Below are 17,633 nucleotides of genomic sequence, written 5' to 3' on the forward strand. Positions count from 1 at the left end.
CGATCATCGCGCAAATGTTCTCTGACAGCCATGGCTCAAGCCCGGGATGACATCGGGGCCTTCATGCAGTGCGATACTTACGCCTGCGGCCCAAGCCCTTCATGCGCGGAGCCAGTTTTTCACGCCGCGTAGCGGCGCGGTCACGCGCCAGGATGTCGATTGCAACACCGACTGCATCTCGCGATTCAACTGCTGCCACTCGTTGTCGAATTCCTGCGCCAACATGCCGTCGGGCGCGGCATAGTTCGCGAGCGCGCCGGCGTAGAACATGTAGCGCTCATATTCGTCGAGCAGTTCGCCAAGCGCCTTCTGCACGAAAGCGCGCCCCGCCGCAGACGGTGCGTGCGCAAGGATGTCGTCGACCATTGCGCTCAGACGCGTCGAAACCGATTCCACTGAACCGAGCGGCGTGAACGAGAAGGCGATGGATTTCTTCACATCGGCAAAATCGATGTTCACGCCGGATTTGTCGACGATCTGCCCCTCGACCGCACGGCGATAGGAGCGGTCGCACTCCAGCGCATTCACATCGATCACCATGTCGGCGGCTTCGGCCACCTGGGCATAGAGGTAGAGATGCAGGAGAACGAAACAATAGAAATAATTGGCGTCGGTGAGCGACGGCCTGCCAAGCGGAAATATCTGGCGCAGCAGCTTGAAAAAGCGGTCCTCCGGACTGCTCTCGATCGTGCGCTTGATCGTCTCCATGAAGTATGGATTGTGATGGGCCAATTGCTCGCTGTATGAGCACCATTGCTGGAAGAGGTTGCGGTACAGCACGATATGCAACCCGGGAAAATCAGCCTTGATCGCGATCACGCGGCCCAGGCTGCGCGTATCAGCTAGCACCGGCGTTCTAGCAAGATTCTGCGCGTGATCGATCAGCATGCGCACGTAAGTCCTCTCGTCCGACGTCAAAGACCCGGTAAAGCCGCCCTGCGGCACGAAGTTCTCGAATGCCATGGCGGGCGTAAAATGGGCGACACCGCCTTCGCTCTGAATGAGCGGTTCGAACTCCTCAAAATACGGCGCGCCATCGGGATGTTTCGAATGCCACGTGCGCGCCGTCAGTTCGGCGCAATTGGCCCGTGTCAGAGTGGCGAGAATCTCGTGGAAGATTTCATGGTAGGCAAGCACATCGTCCATGCGGCGAAACCGCGACCACACCCAGGTGCTGGAGGCGCGAAAGCTCGAATGCAGGAAGATCGCTTCAAGGCTGTTGCGCCGCTCGGCAGAAACACGGCATGGAGCGCTCGCATCGAAAGCTTGAGCGGAAGACATGGCTTGAAGCATCTAATCGGTCCTTGAGATGCCTCAGATATGCGCGCCGAAACGCCTTAATACAAATGAAGTTTTCTTAATTCTGCGACAATAGTTTTGACACAAAAATGAACGATTTTTTAACTATAGAATAGTATAGATTGCTTCAAATTTGTCGCGACCTCCAAATATTGCGGCCGCACGATACGGTGCGCGAATTCACCCCCCGCTGTCGGACATGATCCGTTTCCAATCGCGCAGCAAGGCTGTGCGGCGGCGCGGATAACGTTCGCGCAATTCGCTCATTTCCAAAATCCGATCGGTGCGGAAATGCCGAATATCGTTGCGCAACTCGCACCACGCCGCAACCATGCGCACGCGGTCGAGATAGGCGAGCGCGAAGGGCCAAATCGCGCGGGTGGTTTCCTCGCCCGCCTGGTCGGTGTAGCGGATCTGCACTTTGCGCTCTTCGCGAATCGCTTGGCGCACAAGGCTTTCATCGATCAGCGCCGCCTGCCTTTTGCCGAAATCCGGCGCGAAGAAGGCGCCGTCGGCGATGAGCGGCTTCAATTTTTCCGGCACCACCGCGGTCAGCTTGGCGATGACGCTGTCGGCCGACGTCGCAAGGCGCGGATCGCCGCGTTCCGCGACGAATTGCATGCCCAGAATAATCGCCTCGATTTCGTCGACCGAGAACATCAGCGGCGGCAGATCGAAGCCGGGATCGAGCACATAGCCGATGCCCGCCTCACCGCGCACCGGCACGCCATTGACGCTGAGCGCCTGCATGTCGCGGTAGACCGTACGCAGCGACACCTGCATGTCCTCGGCCATCGCCTCGGCCGTCACCGGCCGGCGGTGCCGCCGCAAATATTCCACGAGATTGAAAAGCCGTTCCGCGCGCCGCACGTTTCTAAGTTCCTTGGCCACAACGATCGCTTGAATTAATACCAACGGTCACGAAGAGTGACCGTTGGTTCCTTTCTTCATTTTTCGCCTTTTCAAGGCGATAGCGAAAAATGAAGAGCGGTCCAAAGGTCGCTTCTCGCGACCTTTGGTATAAGCTCATTGTGCTGACAGCATCTGTCAGGATCGTGGCAGTGGCAAGATATGCCCGAGGGCGGCGTTTCGGAGGGATCGACGGCATGATCACGCTTCACACATTTGGCCCGGCTTTTGGCCTGCCCGACCCAAGCCCCTTCGTCATGAAGGCGGACCTTCTGCTGCAGCTGAGTGGCCTCGCCTATGAGCGCAAACCGACCAAGCCGAACAAAATGGGGCCCAAGGGCAAAATGCCCTACATTTCGGACAACGGCAGGCTGATCCCGGATTCTACCTTCATCCGCTTCTATCTGGAAAAGACCTATGGCATCGACTTCGACAAGACCTTGAGCACGGAGCAGAAGGCACTCGCCTGGGCGGTCGAGAAAATGTGCGAAGAGCACCTTTACTTCGCGATCGTCTACGACCGCTGGATGAAGGAGCAGAATTTTGCCAATGGCCCGGCGCAATTCTTCAAGACGATTCCCGCCTTGGTACGCCCGCCGGTCATGGCGATGATCCGCAAGCGGGTGCGCACGGCGCTCTATAACCAGGGCATGGGACGCCATTCCGACGCGGAAATTTCAGAACTCGCCTGCCGGGATATCGATGCGCTCGCAACGATCCTGGGTGACAAGGATTGGATCGGCGGCACGGAGCCTTGCGGCGCCGACGCGACGGTCGGCGCCTTCGTACTCAGCACGCAATGCAAGACCTTCGATGCCGGTGCCCAGCGCGCGGCCGTGGCCCACGCCAATCTCGCCGCATATGGCAACCGGGTGATGACGCGGTTTTATCCGGATTTCGTCAAGGCTTGAGACGGTCTGATCAGTGCCGGAACCGCAACGTCAATGCGGCCCAGCGTTTCAGCAGCGAAGCCGGAATCTTAACCGCACTGCGCATGAGGCGCCACACGCGCGATGTGCTCTGGCTGTATTTCACCGGTCGTACGCCGATGCTGGTGGTCAGCGGATCGGTCGGATCGTAATCGGGCCGGTTGGCATCGAACACGCCCATCCCCTTCGCCGGATAGGGAATGACCGAATAGATCGGCACGCCGTGAATGTAGCAGCGATCCATCAGCACATCGATCGGCATCGCCAATTTGGCGCAATAGGCGAGCAGCCTTTTGGCGGCCGGCTTGTCGATCACATAGGCGCCCGCGTCGAGCGGACCATAGGCCATGCGGTAGAGCCCATGCGCGTCGTCAACCGCCTCCACGCGCTTCATCGGCCGCTCGTTCATGCCGCTCAATTTGACGATGCGCGAGGGCGCATGGGGATCGAGCCGCGCGACGATATCGCGGATGCCGGGCTCGATGCGGACGTCGTCTTCCAGAATGAAATAGCGGTCGACGTCTGGGTCGTCGAGCAATTGCTGCCACAGGCGCATGTGGCTCGCGGCGCAGGCGATCTCGGTCGGCATCAGCGGCCGCCCGGCATAGATCTCGGCACGGCGCGCGGCGTAACGGTAGGGGTGCGCCGGCAATGTCGCAGGCGTGACGGCCTTGACGATGGTCGCGTCGAGCCCGGCCGCCGCGCATTGGCGCATCATGAACTCGCGCCGCGCGACACTCGTCTCCACATTGATGACGAATGTCTTCATGCGCTCGAAGATAGTGGGCGCCGGCGCGCCGCTGGACGTCATCAGATCAGGCGCTGACGCGCAAGCCGGGCGCCGCGCCCGTCAGAACCGGCTGCGTGGCGCGGATAAAGCCGCCGCCGAGGACGCGGGCGCGCGGCTCGGCCGACTCGTAGAATACGCAGGCCTGGCCCGGCGACACGCCCTCCTCGCCCTGAGCGAGTTCGACATAGAGCGCCGATCCGTCGCGGTGCAGGGTCGCCGGCACCGGCGCTCGAGTCGAGCGCACGCGCACGGCAATGTCGAGGCCTTGCGCCGCAATAGCCTCGATCTCGCCGGGGCCAATCCAATTGATTTCGCGCAAGTCGATCCGCCGCGTTTCGAGTGCCTCGCGCGGTCCGACGATCACGCGCTTCTGCACCGCGTCGAGACGGATGACGAACAAGGGCTCGCCGGTCGCGATGCCGAGGCCTTTCCGCTGGCCGATCGTGTAATGAATGATGCCGGCATGGGTGCCGAGCACCCGGCCGTCGACATGCACGATCTCGCCCGCCTCGGCCGCGCCGGGGCGCAGGCGCTCGATGATGTCGGTATATTTGCCGGCGGGCACGAAGCAGATGTCCTGACTGTCGGCCTTCTCGGCGACGGTCAGGCCGAACTCGCGCGCAAGCTCGCGCACCTCGGCCTTCGGCATGTCGCCGAGCGGGAAGCGCAACAGGTCGAGCTGCTCGCGCGTGGTCGCGAACAGGAAATAGCTCTGGTCGCGGCCGGCATCGAGCGCCCGATACAGGGCCCGGCCGTCCGCATCGGGCCGCGAGGCGATGTAATGGCCCGTGGCGAGGGCGTCGGCGCCCAGATCCTTGGCCGTCTCGAACAGGTCGTGGAACTTGATGTGTTGATTGCACGCGACGCAGGGGATCGGCGTCTCGCCGGCGACATAACTCTCGGCGAAGCGGTCGATCACTTTCTCGCGGAACCGGCTCTCGTAATCGAGCACGTAATGCGGAATGCCGAGCCGCGCCGCGACATCGCGGGCGTCGTGAATGTCCTGGCCGGCGCAGCACGCGCCCTTGCGGTGGATGGCGGCGCCATGGTCGTAAAGCTGCAGGGTGACGCCGACGACGTCATAGCCCTCGCGCTTGAGAAGCGCGGCCACGACCGACGAATCCACGCCGCCCGACATAGCCACGACCACCCGCGTCTCGGCGGGCGGCCTGGCAATATCCAGAGAGTTCAACAGCGGGCGGTCGGTCATCATGCACTCATTCAACAAAACGCAAGGCCCCGGATTTAGGGCGCAAAAACGCAAAAACCAACGGCCCATATATAGTATTGCGGGTGAAATAACCAGGGTGGGCGCGTGCCCAAAAGCGCCGACGCCGCGGCGCCCGCCCTTCGCTCGCGGGAAAGCATGGGAGAAGGAAGCGCCGGGACGTCAGCCTTGCGCGTAAATCTCCCGATATTCGTCGCGCAGAACCTTCTTCTGCACCTTGCCCATGGCATTGCGCGGCAGGTCGGCGACGAAAATGACGCGTTTCGGCAGCTTGAACTTGGCGAGACGGTCCTGCAGCGCGCCAATCACCGTGGCCTCGTCGAGCGCGGTGTCCGGCCGCGTCACGACGACCGCCGTCACGCCCTCACCGAAATCCTTGTGCGGCACGCCGATCACGGCGCTCTCGACCACGCCCGGCAAGGCATCGATCTCGGTTTCGATTTCCTTCGGATAGACATTGAAACCGCCCGAGATGATCAGATCCTTGCCGCGCCCGACGATATGGACATAGCCGCGCGCGTCGATCAGGCCGAGATCGCCGGTGATGAAAAATCCATCCGCGCGGAATTCCTCGGCCGTCTTTTCCGGCATGCGCCAATAGCCGCGAAACACGTTCGGGCCCTTCACCTCGATCATGCCGATGTCGTTGGCGCGAAGCAGCTTTCCGGTCTCCGGCTCGACGACCCGCAGCGCCACGTCCGGCAGTGGCAAGCCCACCGTGCCGGCGATGCGGTCGCCGTCATAGGGGTTCGAGGTGTTCATATTGGTCTCGGTCATGCCATAGCGCTCCAGAATGGCGTGACCGGTGCGCGCCGCCCATTCGCGGTGGGTTTCGGCGAGCAAGGGCGCCGAACCGGAGATGAACAGGCGCATGTGCCGCGTCGCGTCCTGCGTCAGGCTCGGCTCGCCGAGGAGCCGCGTGTAGAAGGTCGGCACGCCCATCATGCTCGTCGCTCGCGGCATCGCCTGCAGCAGCGCTTTGGCGTCGAACCTGCCGAAGAAAAACATCGATGCCTGCGCGAGCAGCACGATGTTGGTCGCCACGAACAGCCCATGGGTGTGGTAGATCGGCAGCGCATGCAGCAGCACGTCGCTGTTCGTGAAGCGCCAGACGTCGATAAGCGTCAGCGCGTTGGAGGCGAGATTGGCGTGGCTCAGCATCGCGCCCTTCGACCGCCCCGTGGTGCCAGACGTGTAGAGGATCGCGGCAAGATCGTCCTTTGACCGCGGCGCGGTGGCGAAATCCGCACTCGCGTCGTGCGCCGTCTCGACCAGCGAACCGTCCTGCGCGATTCCCAATGTCTCGAGCGCGGGCACACGATACTTTTCCGCCAGCGGCGCGATCGCCTCGCGCTTCGTCGGATCACACACGATCAGCGCGGGCTCGGCGTCGCCGACGAAATAATCGACCTCATGCGGCGTATAGGCGGTGTTGAGCGGCAGAAACACCGCGCCGGTGCGCAGGCAGGCAAGGTAAAGCGCGATCACTTCGGGCGATTTTTCCAGTTGCACCGCAACCCGATCCCCCGTCTTCACGCCGAGCGCGCTCAGCACATTAGCGAAGCGACCGGACTGGGCGAAGAGCGCGCCATAAGTGAGATCGCGGCCCTCGGGGGTCGTCAGGAAGATTTTCTGCGGGTCAGCCGTGCGCGATGCGATCAGATTGAAGAGATTGTCCGACATGAAGATCCTGGTCAGTTATTCTTGAACGCCGTGCGCGCCAGCTTGCGGACGGCCGGCGCGGTCACGACTTCATTCTTGTTGGCATAGGCTTCGTGATTCTTTTCGATATCGCCCAGCGCATAGAGATAATTGACCATCAAGCCGTGCGACTGCTGCAGGCCTTTCTTGGACATATCCCCAAGCATGTTCAGCCGCTCCAGCCGCGCACCGTTGCCGAGGTGGAACCGCGCGACGGGATCGATCACCCGGTCCCGGGCATCCCGCGCCTTGGTGAAGTAATGGGCGGCGAGCGGCAACAGAACGCGCGAGACCGCCTCGACCGCGCCGGATTTTTGCTGCCAGCCAGATTTGTCCATTAGGGCCAGGGCGCGACGGTCGGCTTTCGGCAGGTCCGTTTCGCCCTTCCGCACTGTCTCGAGCCATTTCGCGAAACCCGGCACGGGCGAGAGGGTGACGAATGTGTCGAGCTTCGGCAATTCGCGCTTCAACTCCTCGACCACCTGCTTGATCAGGAAATTGCCGAAGGACACGCCGGCCAGGCCGCGCTGCGCGTTTGAGATCGAGTAAAAGACCGCGGTGGTCGCTTCGTTCATCGGCAATTCCGCGCGTTTCGGCGCCAGGAGCGGCGCGATCGCGGCTGGAATTTCGTCAGTGAGTGCGACTTCGACGAAGATCAGCGGCTCGTCGATCAGCGCCGGGTGAAAGAAGCCATAGAGACGCCGGTCCGGCGGCTCCAGGCGGCGGCGCAGGTCGTCCCAGCTCTCGATCGCGTGCACGGCTTCATAGCGGATGATTTTTTCCAGGATATTGGCGGGGGTCGACCAGTCAATACGCCGCAGCACAAGAAAGCCGCGATTGAACCAGGAAGAAAAGAGATGCACGAAATCCGCGTCCAAGGCCTTGAGGTCGGGCCGCTCGCCAAGTTGCGCCTGCACATCCTCGCGCATGCGCACCAGGGCCGGCGTCCCGCCGGGCGCGAGATTGAGCCGGCGGATCAGCTCCTGCCGCCGCGGCTCCGCCGCCGCGCTGAGCGCGCCGGCGCGCGTGAGGTCCGGCTCCGCCAGATAATCGGTCGCCGCCATGGTGAGCCGGGCGAGATCGGGCCCGAAGCGGCTGTTGAATTCGGTGAGAACCCGCATCTTGCCGGCGGCATCGAGATTGCCATAAGCGGCCAGCACATCGGCGGCGAGCGCAACGCCCGTCGCCTCGCCCCGCCCCGACACAAGCTGTTCAGCGCGGCGCAGAATCACCTCTGGCGAGGCGACCGATTCGCGCGCCAGCCCCACCAGCGCCCGGCCACGGTCGGCCACGGTTTGCAGCAACCCGCTCAAAAAGAAGGTCGTTTCCAATCATGCCTCCGTCGCGCGGTCCCGCACCGCCGGCGGCGACATCCGCCCGCCGATACGGATATTTAGACGTGGGTGGAAGAGAGACTAGCCCAGGGTCCGACCGGACAAAACCGAAATTCGCACGGGGCGTACTGCGGTCATTTATCCCATTGTCATAAAACTGTCATCCAATCCATAAAGACATTTGATTTTTTTCGGGGGATGAACGGAATGAAAGAACAAAACGCCCGGCTCGAGATCGTCACGCAATGCCGGGCAATAGCACGTTTGGGCCTTAGTCAGGGTGCGGTTGGCAGCCTTTCGCTCCGCCTGCTCGACGATTTGCTCATCACGCCGGCCGACGTCCCGCTCGAAAAGGTCGAGCCCAAAATGATCGCCGTCATGCCGCTCGCCGGGGAGTACGGCGCCTGGCACGGCACGATGAAGCCGACGAGCGAATGGCGCATGCATCTCGACATCGCCCGCGCCCGCAGCGATATCAGTGCCATAGTTCACACAGACGCGCTTTACGCGACCATTCTCGCCTGCCTGCGCAAACCCATCCCGGCGATCCACTACATGATCGCGCTGTTCGGCGGACCGGATGTCCGGTGCACCAATTATGCGCCCTTCGGCACCAAGCAATTGGCCGATCTCGTCCTTGCCGGCCTCAAGGACCGGCAGGGCGTGCTGCTGGCCAATCACGGCATGGTGGCGACCGGCGCCACGCTGGGCCAAGCCATGTGGCGCGCGGCGGAACTCGAGACCTTGGCGCGCATCTATCATCACGCGCTGAGCGTCGGAAAACCCGCCACTCTGACCGACGCCGCCGTCCATGAGATCGTCGAGCGCTTCAAGGTCTCGGACCATCACGCGGCCAATCAGGCCCAAAGCGAAGCGCCCACCGCGCGCGCGGCCAAAGTCGCGGCGAAAAAGCCCCCCAAGAAAAAGAAGGTCGTTACCCGCCGGCGCTCTTCTGCACCCGAACCAAAGAGTGATAAGAGAGTGGCGAAGAAGCGGTAACGAGTCCGCGCCGAATTGAATGAGAGCGCCTGCCCAAGATGAATGTCATTCCGTTACGCAAGCCCCCCGTTCAAACGACACCCCATGTCAGCCTGAATTTCGTCTTTCTGCTCACGGTGCTGATCGTCGTGGGCGCGGCTTTGTACATGGACGTGTTTTCGAACGCGCCGCTCGTCTTCGTCTTCGTCATCGTCGGCTGGATCGTCTCGATCTGCCTGCATGAATTCGGCCACGCCCTCATCGGCTTGATCGGCGGCGACAAGACCGTCGTTGCCAAAGGCTATCTCGAGCTCGATCCGCTCCACTATATGGATCCGCTGCGCAGCCTCTTGTTTCCGCTGCTGTTTCTCCTCGTCGGCGGCTTTGCTTTCCCGGGCGCCAGCGTCTTCATCGAGACCCGTTATCTGCGCAGCAAATGGTGGGACAGCGCCGTCTCGGCGGCAGGCCCCTTCGCCAATCTCCTGGTCGCGCTCATCCTCGCCATGCCCTTCTGGCTCGGCCTGCCCCAATCTTTCGGCGCATCGGCCTTCTGGGGCGCGCTCGCTTATCTCGCCTATCTGCAGATCATGGCGATCTTTTTCAACCTTCTGCCCATTCCGGGCTTTGACGGCTATGGCATCATCGAACCGTTCTTGCCGCGCCGGGTCGACGCCGCCCTGCGGCCGTTCGCATCAGGCGCGATGATCCTGGTCTTCATGGTTTTCTTTGTATCGCCGGTGCTCAGCGGCTATTTCCTGATCGGCGTCATCCGCACCCTCAGTGCGCTCGGCATCCCGCCGCAATATGTCATCCACGGCCTGCACGCGTTCCGTTTCTGGTGATCGCTCCCACGGCAACCTAACGATCGCGCACCTGCGAAAACTTGAGCGTGAAGAAATAGACCGGCAGGCCGGACACCAGCACCAGCACGACGGCGAAAGGTGCCGCGGCGGCATAGGCGCGGTCGTTCGTATAGGACCAGAATTCCGTCGCGAGGGTGACGACGCCGGTGGGCGCGAGCAGCAGCGTCGCGGTCAATTCGCGCATCAATTGCAGCACGACGAGCGACAGCGCCGAGCCGATGCCCGGCATGATATTCGGCAAGGTCACGGCAAAAAAAGCCGCCACGGGCTTACGGCCCAGGCTGCGCGCCACATATTCGAGCTCCCGCGGCACGAGCGCCACCGAGGCTTTCACCGCCGATTGCGCCTGCGGCAGGAAGAGGATGACATAGGCGATCAGCACCAGCGGCGTCGTCTGGTAGATGAAGCCGCAATAATGGATCGCAAGATAAACGAGCGCCAGCGCGACGACGATGCCCGGCAGGCCATGCACGACATAGGGCAGACGGTCGGCGAACGCTGGCAGCCAGCCGCGATAGCGCGTACTCATCAGCACCAGGGGCACGGCCAGGACCGTCGTCAGCAGCGCGCCCGGGACGGCCAATGAGAGCGAGCCGAGCGCCGCCGGAAGCAGGGTATCGACGCCCATGCCGGCCGAGGCGCCGCGCAACAGCCAGCTGAGCAAAGTGACGAGCGGCACCCCGAAGGCGACGATGCTCACCGCGACGAAGAGCAAGAAGATGGGCCAGCGCGCCCACCCGAGCCGCCGGACCGGCAGGCGCCGCGCGCTGCCGGGCCCGGTGCGCGCGAGCCGCAAATTGTCACGCAACAGCATCTCGGCCCAGACGATGGGCAGGCAGAGCAGAATGAGAATGCCCGACAGCATGGCCGCCGACGCATTGTCGAATTGCAATTCGTATTGATCGAAGATCGCCGTCGTGAATGTGTTGACGCGGAGGAAGGCGAGCGCGCCGAATTCGGCGAACATGTGCGACATCACGAGCAGCGCGCCGCCGCCGAGCGCCGGCAAGGCTTGCGGCAAGGTGATGCGCCAAAAGCTGCGCCACGGCCCGATGCCGAGGGTGCGGGCGACATCCTCGAAGCTCGGGTCCATGCCACGCAGGGCGGCGGCGGCCGGCAGATAGATGAGGGGCAGACAAGCAACGGTCAGCACGAGAATCGCGCCGAACATACCTTCGAAGACCTGCCCCAGCGACGACCAGGCGTAGCTCGCGACAAAGGCGGGAACAGCGAGCGGCAGGCCCGCGACCCGCCGCCAGCCGTGCCGCCACGGCAGATCGCACCGCTCGGTGCACCAGGCCGCGCCGAGTCCGAGGACGACGCAGCCCAACGTGACCGAGAAGGCCAGCGTCAGCGTGTTGACCAGAAGATCGAACGTGCGCGCCCGGAACACTTCGTCGACAATTTCGTGCCAGCCGGCCTGCCACGACCGGTCGGCGACATAGCCGACCGGCAGCAGCACAAGCGCGGCTGGGATCAGGCCCCAGAACGCGAGCCAGATTGGCGGACGTGAACTAGTTGCGCGTGTCATCAAGCGCCTTGCGCATCGGTCCGCCCCCCCGCCGCTGCAATGATCCAGAACACGACGCCCGCTAGGGCTCCGGCCGATGCGATAGCACCGCTCACTTCAAAAAGCTCGATCCAACCCCAGAATGTCCGGACTCCGTGTTCGACTGTTACGTAGTCCCCGGTGGAACTTTCGATCGTATTGGCCCCCAAACCGAGAATGAGGATGAGCCACGGGATGCCAGCAACAACCGCTCCAGCAGCCGCACAGTTCAACGCGGACGCTCTTACACGTCCCATTAAACAAAGGAATATTGGAACGCCAAGGATGATGGCAGGCGGATAGCCGCCAATCGCGGCGTACAAAAGGTTTGTTCGTATGACGCGCTCACCCATTGGGAGACCGAAATACATAGGCGCAAGGCATGCCAACGGAAGCGTCGCGATGAATGGTGTCACAACAAATGCGGCGATTATTCTCCAAGTCGGGGGCATGGGAATAATCGCTTCCGGCATTTCCTTACCTCGATGACACGGCCTAATCCCTTATTCATCGTGCAATGAAGGAAAGCAACTCCAGCGTACGGCCCCTCCCCCTGCGAGGAGGAGCCGCCTCGCTCACACCAATCCGGCTTCGCGCGACAAAGCGAAGGCTTCCGTCGCGGCGCCGATATCGCCGGGCGTCACCTTGGACTGGCCGTAATCGCTCAAGGACAGCAGCTTGAACGGCGAGGTCACGCCGGGCCGCACGGGATATTCCGCGATCGAGGCGACGACCGCGCTCTGCCCTTCTTCGCTCACCAGATAGGCGAGGAATTTCTGCGCGAGTTCCATCTTCTTCGTGCTCTTCAACACGCCGGCGGCGGTCACATTAACCAGCGCGCCCGAGTCGCCCTTGGCGACGAGATGCAGCGCCGTGTTGAGTGTGTCGGCGCCCTGCTCCTTTGCCATCGTGTCCCAGTAATAATTATTCGTGAGGCCGAACGCCATTTCGCCCGCTTCGACTGCCTTCACCAGCGCGCCGTTGCCGGGATATTGACGGCCGTTGTCCTTGAGCGCCTTGAGCCAGGCGAGCGCCTTGTCCTTGCCTTCCAGGATCATCAGCGCCGTCACCTGCTCCATGAAGCCGTCCTTGACGCAGAAGGCGATCTTATCCTTCCACTTCGCGTCCGCGTAATCCAGGATATGGACCGGCAGATCGGCGTCCGAAATCATCTTCTTGTTGTAAAGCACGGCGCGGTAGCGCGCGCTGCCAGCGACCCAGGTGCCGTCGGCGGCCTTGAAGCTCGGATAGACGGCGTTCAGCGTGTCGGCATCGACCGGCGCCAGCAGGCCCTTGTCGGCGAGCGCGGCGATGTTCGGGCTCTGCTCGGACCAGAACAGATCGGCCGGCGAATTGGCGCCCTCTTCGGCAAGCTGGCTCGCAAGTTCCGAGCTTGAGCCGTTGCGGACCGTGACCTTGACGCCGCTCGCCTTGGTGAAGGCCGCCACGAGCTGTTCGGTCGTTTCGCGATGCTCGCCGCTGTAGAGCACGAGCGTCTCGTCCGCCGCCTGCGCATGGGCCATCGGCAGGGCGGACGCGGCGGCCGCGCCGCCGAGCAGCAGCGTCCGCTGCAGGATCTCGCGGCGGCTCATCGCCAGCTTCGCGGTGACGTCAAAAATCTTGTCGACCATTCTAATCTCCAGAATCGGGGGTCAAAGCCCCGCCTTGGTTTTTTTAAGATCCGCCGGATCGCCGAAAGGGCGCCGACTACAAGTTACCGAGCCGGGTTAGCGGCTCACATGCGGCCAAGCCTGTACACGCCGCAAGCGCGTGTCGTCAAATAAAAAAATATTTAAAATCAATAGTTTATAAGATTTCTAAACTAGGCCGAAAGGTTGAACCCTTCTCCCCCGGCAAGGCTGTGGAAGAAGGAATCATCAAGGCGTGTGGAAACGCTTGACAGCGATATGACGGCCCGCCTATATCCCCGCTGCCCATCGCGCACCGCGTCGTGGCGTGTGGCGGAGTAGCTCAGCCGGCTAGAGCAGAGGAATCATAATCCTTGTGTCGGGGGTTCGAGTCCCTCCTCCGCTACCATCACCCCAAATGTCCGACCTTGAGACATAGGTCACAGTTTGTACCTAAGACATGGGTGACAACCTCGAGCCGAACGGGTTGTCGATGGTTTGCAAGGTCTTCTGTTCCAGATCGATATATCCCAGATCATAATGCATGAAGCTGACGAGCCAAATGCCGTCGTCGACTTCCTTGATACCGAGCCTCTGACCGGCGAGCACGGTTGAGACGTTGATTTTCTTTCGCATCATGCAGATGCAGCCACAGGGGGCGTTTTCGGCTCGGCCTACCCCGATTGGGACAGGGCAAGTTTCTGATTCGGCACGGTATTCCGCCGGCGTCAGATTACCAAGAGCAGTGTTCGGAAGGCCATGATTGTATTCCGGTCTCCAGGCCTCGATCCGCCTTGCTTCGGGGACCGGGGAGAACCACGGCAAGTACAGGCATTTATCGCGGAACGACCTGTCGAGCGTCTTGATGTAGGCGCTATTCGGCATGAGGGAGCCGGTGGTCGTCTCCCCTTTCGATCAAGTGCCCTGGGCTTGAGCGACCCGCGGCTCAGGATATCGGGAACGCGCAAGTATGGGCAGGTCGAGGATGAACCCGCGTTACGGCTCCAATGCGATACGCTCGCCTGAGGCCAAGCTCGAAGAATATGCATAGTTGGCGCATCGAACCGGCGGCATAGTCCGAACGCAATGTTGGTCGGAGCACTGCGGGGCGAGCCTTTGTCGAAGAAGGATTTGGGCCTGAAGCCCCACGCCCTCGAGACCTACATCTCCTCTATTCTTGGAGCTTCAGCAGCTCCAACGCATAAGGAATCGGGTCCGCGAGAACAAACTTCAGCGCATTCCAGCTCTCCCGCTCCATTTTCCGAAACGATGCAGCTTGCAGTAAGAAGGCTTTTGGAAATCGTGCAATCTTGGCGCCCCAACCCGGCGACAAGCGGGCGTTCTGTCCGTCTGTCAAACCAAAAGCCACGAAATTGACTCCCACGACCATGGACATTGCCATTTTAAAATAAAATCTGGGGTTGCATTCAAGAAAGACCACCCGCCCCTTGGACGTGCGACGCATATCGAAATTAAAGACGCCGTTGGCCTTAGTGCGTGTCATAAGCGCTGCGAGACTGCGGTATATGTCGTGATCATAAAATGTAAAATAGGTGTCATGCTCAAATTTGTGAGCGATAAATGCTAGAATTTCGCCTTCCTTACAGAAAACACTTGCACCGATGTCCTCCCCTTCGACAAATTCCTGAAGCAGGATCGGCTCGTAGGTAATCTGCGCGAACTGCGCTTCGAACTCTTCGGGCGTGAGCTTGATACATCCCATTCCTCCGTCCATCGAGAGAGGCTTAGCCATCCAGGACGTATTAACCTCGCGCCCACTAAGCTCCTGACGCAACTCCCCGACGTTTGCAAACAGTTGACTTTTTGGATAGTCGATATCGAGATCCTTGCACAGCAAGCCGAAGCGCCATTTATCATTCAATTCGTCGAACACGGACAGAGTGGGCATGGGGAAACATGGAGTATTGACCGCGCTTCGCAACTGGATGAGGCTTCGCGTGCTTGGTGCGTCTCCCGCCAAAACCAGGTCAATATTCAACCTTGCACAGTGAAAGTTAATCTCGTGGGCCAGATCTAAATCCATCCGGCCATCTATCTCTCGATCGGTCGTGATAAACTCCGCGCAAAATTTGGAATATTTTAACTTACGCGAGTTTTGCCGGCCAAGCACGAAAACCTTGGCGCCAGTGGCTTGAGCGCATCGCATGACGCGATAGGGCAATTTGAACCGGGTCGATATAATCAAGACGCGCAGAACTTCGCCTCTCGTGTGCGTATCAGGATTGTGTCGCGTCGACTCCAGAAGTTCCGGCAATAGCTGTTTCATTGCTCGTCTCATGATCCATCGTGAGGCCCTTAGGCTCAACCGTTTTGGTTCGCGATGTGATGGCCGGCTTCGTTTCCGTGGACGATGCCGCCCAAGCAACTTTACTTTCCGCCAAATACGCCGCGAGCCGGCGCGACGGATGAGAGGCGCCGAACACGAAACGCATCACAGGACCAAACGCGTTAGCGGCCACAGGTCCTATGAAATAAAGCCCCGGCGTGGTTGACTCATAGTTTGACGACAGAATAGGCGCGCCCTCTACCGTCGCGACGCGCGACAACAGGTTTTTGTCAAGAAATTCAAGCCGACGTAAATCAATCTTGTAACCGGTGGCGGCGATAACGTGACTTGCTGTGACGATTTCTCGGCGGCCGGCGCATTTCAAATGCAGTGTCACGTTGCCGTCGAGATATTCTGCACGCTCCAACTCGCGCCCCAGGAAAAGCTGCGACTTCCCGATAACGCGATCTTTCATACCGCTGTGACCGAGCGGCCCGAGCTGCGAGCCGACAACATATGTCCGCAAGCGCTGAGGAAGCAGATGAAATAGCCCTGGAGCGTCGGCACAAAATTTCAGTAGCCAGCCCGACCCTATCCCAGAGCCAGGCCGAATGATCGGCTTGATCACGGAAGCCACGTGGTGAAAAGTCGATTTTCGCTGTCGCGACTTTTCCGCGAATTTGAGTTCTTGGGTCCGAGCGATGAGTGAAACGGACGCACCCTTTTCGACCAACAGGCCTGCTAAATCTGTCGCGGACGCTCCCGCGCCGATAACCGCAACAGTCCGGCCTTCGAGCCCTCCCAAAGCGCCATAATCGCCACTATGGGACACCACTTCTTTCGGCAACCCGCCGAGAGCGCGAGGAACATGTTTGAACGGGTGCACGCCGACCGCAACAATGACCTGCTTAGCCAAGACCAGTTCGCCGTCATCGAATTCTGCAATAAATCCTTTTGGATCGCTTCTCAGATGCGTCAGCAATTTACCCTCAACGTTAGGTACGACGCGCTGCTGGAAGGCCTCGGCGTAGGCAACAAATTGTTCAAGCGGCGGCGTATCCGAGTCTGCGAGGGGGAAGTTTATCTCCTTACAAAACGCGCCCAGCGTATACTTCTCGGCCGGGTCGCTGAGGCTCGAGGACCACACGTGAGATTTCAAATACATGCCAGGAGGCATGCGGCTTTTCCAGGACTCCATGAGCCGGCCAAAGATGCGAAAGCGCACGCCCTTGGCGTGGAGATGGCTGGCCAAAGACAAGCCGTAGGGGCCCGCACCTACAATAATGACGTCGATGGCGTCCAACACCTCCACCTCCTCGTCAATATTCCGCCTGTCACGGCGCATTAAATAACATGATGCCTCATATTAAAACGAAAAACGATATCCGTAAAATATACTTTTTGTTTAATACTCGACGCCAGCTCGAATATTAATGATTAACCCGACCACCCCGGCACCTTCATCAAACGTCATAGATTTCCGGATGAAGCGGGATGGCCCCGCCCGCTTAAATATTCAGAATCAACCCGCGCGGATTGTTTAAAATAAGCGCCCTGCGCAATTTAACCGACAAAGCTGATGGAGAAGGCCTTAATTGTCTAAGAGCGAAGCGTCGATAAATACCGACCATCGGCACGACCTCTCAGTAATTTTGAGGGTTTATACACCTGCGCCTTGTCGCATACACTTCCTGTTCGGTCGAACTAGTTTCGCCTTCCCTACTCAACCTTGTGGATCTCTTTACCGACTTCCGTGGCTCGTTCCAATCAGCAGGCGGATCTCAGTACCAGATAATATGTGGGGTCCCGGGCCAAATCTGGCGATAGGCCGCAGAGAAAATCGGCGGGAGTCGAGAAGCGGCGGGGGGCTCTTCCCCTCGACCCCCTACCTCGGAAGTGCCTTCTTTGGGCCCGAGGATAATATAGAATGCCGCTCCGCCCGTGAGCGTACGGGTAAAGTTTCCGAAACTTGTTCGGGTCTGGCAGATACCTGTCGGGAGCTGGCGGACTTCGCGGCGCAGATTCGATAAACGAACTTCTCACTAATCCGTATCGTACGGTTCCGCCGGTTACTGCGAACGACCACCGGGCAGCCGTATATCTCCGTCAACAATGCGGCGAGTCGCGGCTTCACATTA

15 protein-coding genes and 1 tRNA gene are annotated in these 17,633 nt (G+C 60.5%); 4 read left to right on the forward strand and 12 right to left on the reverse strand.

Features of this window, described 5'->3' with window-relative positions:
• Positions 1 to 99: 99 nt before the first annotated feature.
• Positions 100 to 1,281 carry a hypothetical protein gene (locus tag V9T28_RS12900; RefSeq protein WP_210210407.1) on the reverse strand — a complete coding sequence of 394 codons (1,182 nt, stop codon included), beginning with the start codon at positions 1,279 to 1,281 and terminating at the stop codon, positions 100 to 102.
• A gap of 198 nt (positions 1,282 to 1,479) precedes the next feature.
• Positions 1,480 to 2,169 carry a helix-turn-helix transcriptional regulator gene (locus V9T28_RS12905; protein WP_116399340.1) on the reverse strand — a complete coding sequence of 230 codons (690 nt, stop codon included), beginning with the start codon at positions 2,167 to 2,169 and terminating at the stop codon, positions 1,480 to 1,482.
• A gap of 236 nt (positions 2,170 to 2,405) precedes the next feature.
• On the opposite strand from V9T28_RS12905, the gene V9T28_RS12910 reads away from it, so the two are divergent.
• Positions 2,406 to 3,119, forward strand: a complete 714-nt coding sequence (locus V9T28_RS12910; RefSeq protein ID WP_116399341.1) for a glutathione S-transferase family protein — start codon at positions 2,406 to 2,408, stop codon at positions 3,117 to 3,119.
• 10 nt (positions 3,120 to 3,129) lie between these two features.
• Here V9T28_RS12910 and V9T28_RS12915 read toward each other — a convergent pair whose 3' ends face one another.
• From V9T28_RS12915 to V9T28_RS12930, 4 genes are all read right to left on the reverse strand, one after another.
• Positions 3,130 to 3,948: a glycosyltransferase family 25 protein gene (locus tag V9T28_RS12915; protein WP_116399342.1), complete on the reverse strand. Its 819-nt coding sequence runs from the start codon at positions 3,946 to 3,948 to the stop codon at positions 3,130 to 3,132.
• 4 nt (positions 3,949 to 3,952) lie between these two features.
• A complete protein-coding gene (mnmA, locus tag V9T28_RS12920; RefSeq protein ID WP_116399849.1) occupies positions 3,953 to 5,137 on the reverse strand; it encodes a tRNA 2-thiouridine(34) synthase MnmA in 1,185 nt (394 codons plus the stop codon).
• Between the two features lie 180 nt (positions 5,138 to 5,317).
• Positions 5,318 to 6,838 (reverse strand): malonate--CoA ligase, encoded by a 1,521-nt coding sequence (locus V9T28_RS12925; protein ID WP_116399343.1) that lies wholly within the window; start codon positions 6,836 to 6,838, stop codon positions 5,318 to 5,320.
• An 11-nt stretch (positions 6,839 to 6,849) separates the two neighbouring features.
• The gene (locus V9T28_RS12930) at positions 6,850 to 8,187 is read right to left on the reverse strand and encodes a malonyl-CoA decarboxylase (RefSeq protein ID WP_116399344.1); all 1,338 of its coding nucleotides are present in this window, start codon (positions 8,185 to 8,187) and stop codon (positions 6,850 to 6,852) included.
• A gap of 210 nt (positions 8,188 to 8,397) precedes the next feature.
• Here V9T28_RS12930 and V9T28_RS12935 point away from each other — a divergent pair, with 210 nt between their 5' ends.
• Positions 8,398 to 9,189, forward strand: coding sequence for a class II aldolase/adducin family protein (locus V9T28_RS12935; RefSeq protein ID WP_116399345.1), 792 nt, complete (start codon positions 8,398 to 8,400; stop codon positions 9,187 to 9,189).
• Positions 9,190 to 9,227: 38 nt separating this feature from the next.
• Positions 9,228 to 10,010, forward strand: coding sequence for a site-2 protease family protein (locus V9T28_RS12940; RefSeq protein WP_116399346.1), 783 nt, complete (start codon positions 9,228 to 9,230; stop codon positions 10,008 to 10,010).
• A gap of 16 nt (positions 10,011 to 10,026) precedes the next feature.
• On the opposite strand, the gene V9T28_RS12945 is transcribed toward V9T28_RS12940, so the two are convergent.
• The 3 genes from V9T28_RS12945 to V9T28_RS12955 all read right to left on the reverse strand — a co-directional run bounded on the left by V9T28_RS12945 (position 10,027) and on the right by V9T28_RS12955 (position 13,211).
• Complete coding sequence (locus V9T28_RS12945) at positions 10,027 to 11,562, reverse strand: ABC transporter permease (RefSeq protein ID WP_116399347.1); 1,536 nt, start codon at positions 11,560 to 11,562, stop codon at positions 10,027 to 10,029.
• A complete protein-coding gene (locus V9T28_RS12950) occupies positions 11,562 to 12,053 on the reverse strand; it encodes a hypothetical protein (protein ID WP_116399348.1) in 492 nt (163 codons plus the stop codon). The genes V9T28_RS12945 and V9T28_RS12950 overlap by 1 nt, the downstream gene beginning before the upstream one ends.
• A gap of 102 nt (positions 12,054 to 12,155) precedes the next feature.
• Positions 12,156 to 13,211: an extracellular solute-binding protein gene (locus tag V9T28_RS12955; RefSeq protein WP_245423907.1), complete on the reverse strand. Its 1,056-nt coding sequence runs from the start codon at positions 13,209 to 13,211 to the stop codon at positions 12,156 to 12,158.
• A gap of 329 nt (positions 13,212 to 13,540) precedes the next feature.
• On the opposite strand from V9T28_RS12955, the gene V9T28_RS12960 reads away from it, so the two are divergent.
• Positions 13,541 to 13,617 (forward strand) — tRNA-Met (locus V9T28_RS12960).
• 44 nt (positions 13,618 to 13,661) lie between these two features.
• Here the strand turns inward: V9T28_RS12960 and V9T28_RS12965 are convergent.
• From V9T28_RS12965 to V9T28_RS12975, 3 genes are all read right to left on the reverse strand, one after another.
• Complete coding sequence (locus V9T28_RS12965) at positions 13,662 to 14,093, reverse strand: integrase core domain-containing protein (RefSeq protein ID WP_116399349.1); 432 nt, start codon at positions 14,091 to 14,093, stop codon at positions 13,662 to 13,664.
• Between the two features lie 286 nt (positions 14,094 to 14,379).
• The gene (locus tag V9T28_RS12970) at positions 14,380 to 15,495 is read right to left on the reverse strand and encodes an ATP-grasp domain-containing protein (RefSeq protein WP_147306390.1); all 1,116 of its coding nucleotides are present in this window, start codon (positions 15,493 to 15,495) and stop codon (positions 14,380 to 14,382) included.
• Entirely contained in the window at positions 15,446 to 16,798 is a 1,353-nt protein-coding gene (locus V9T28_RS12975) for an NAD(P)-binding domain-containing protein (RefSeq protein ID WP_158554712.1), read from the reverse strand. Before V9T28_RS12975 ends, V9T28_RS12970 begins: the two co-directional genes overlap by 50 nt.
• Between the last annotated feature and the right edge of the window lie 835 nt (positions 16,799 to 17,633).

The sequence above is a fragment of the Methylovirgula sp. 4M-Z18 genome (assembly GCF_037890675.1).
In the GTDB taxonomy this organism is placed as follows: Bacteria; Pseudomonadota; Alphaproteobacteria; order Rhizobiales; family Beijerinckiaceae; genus 4M-Z18.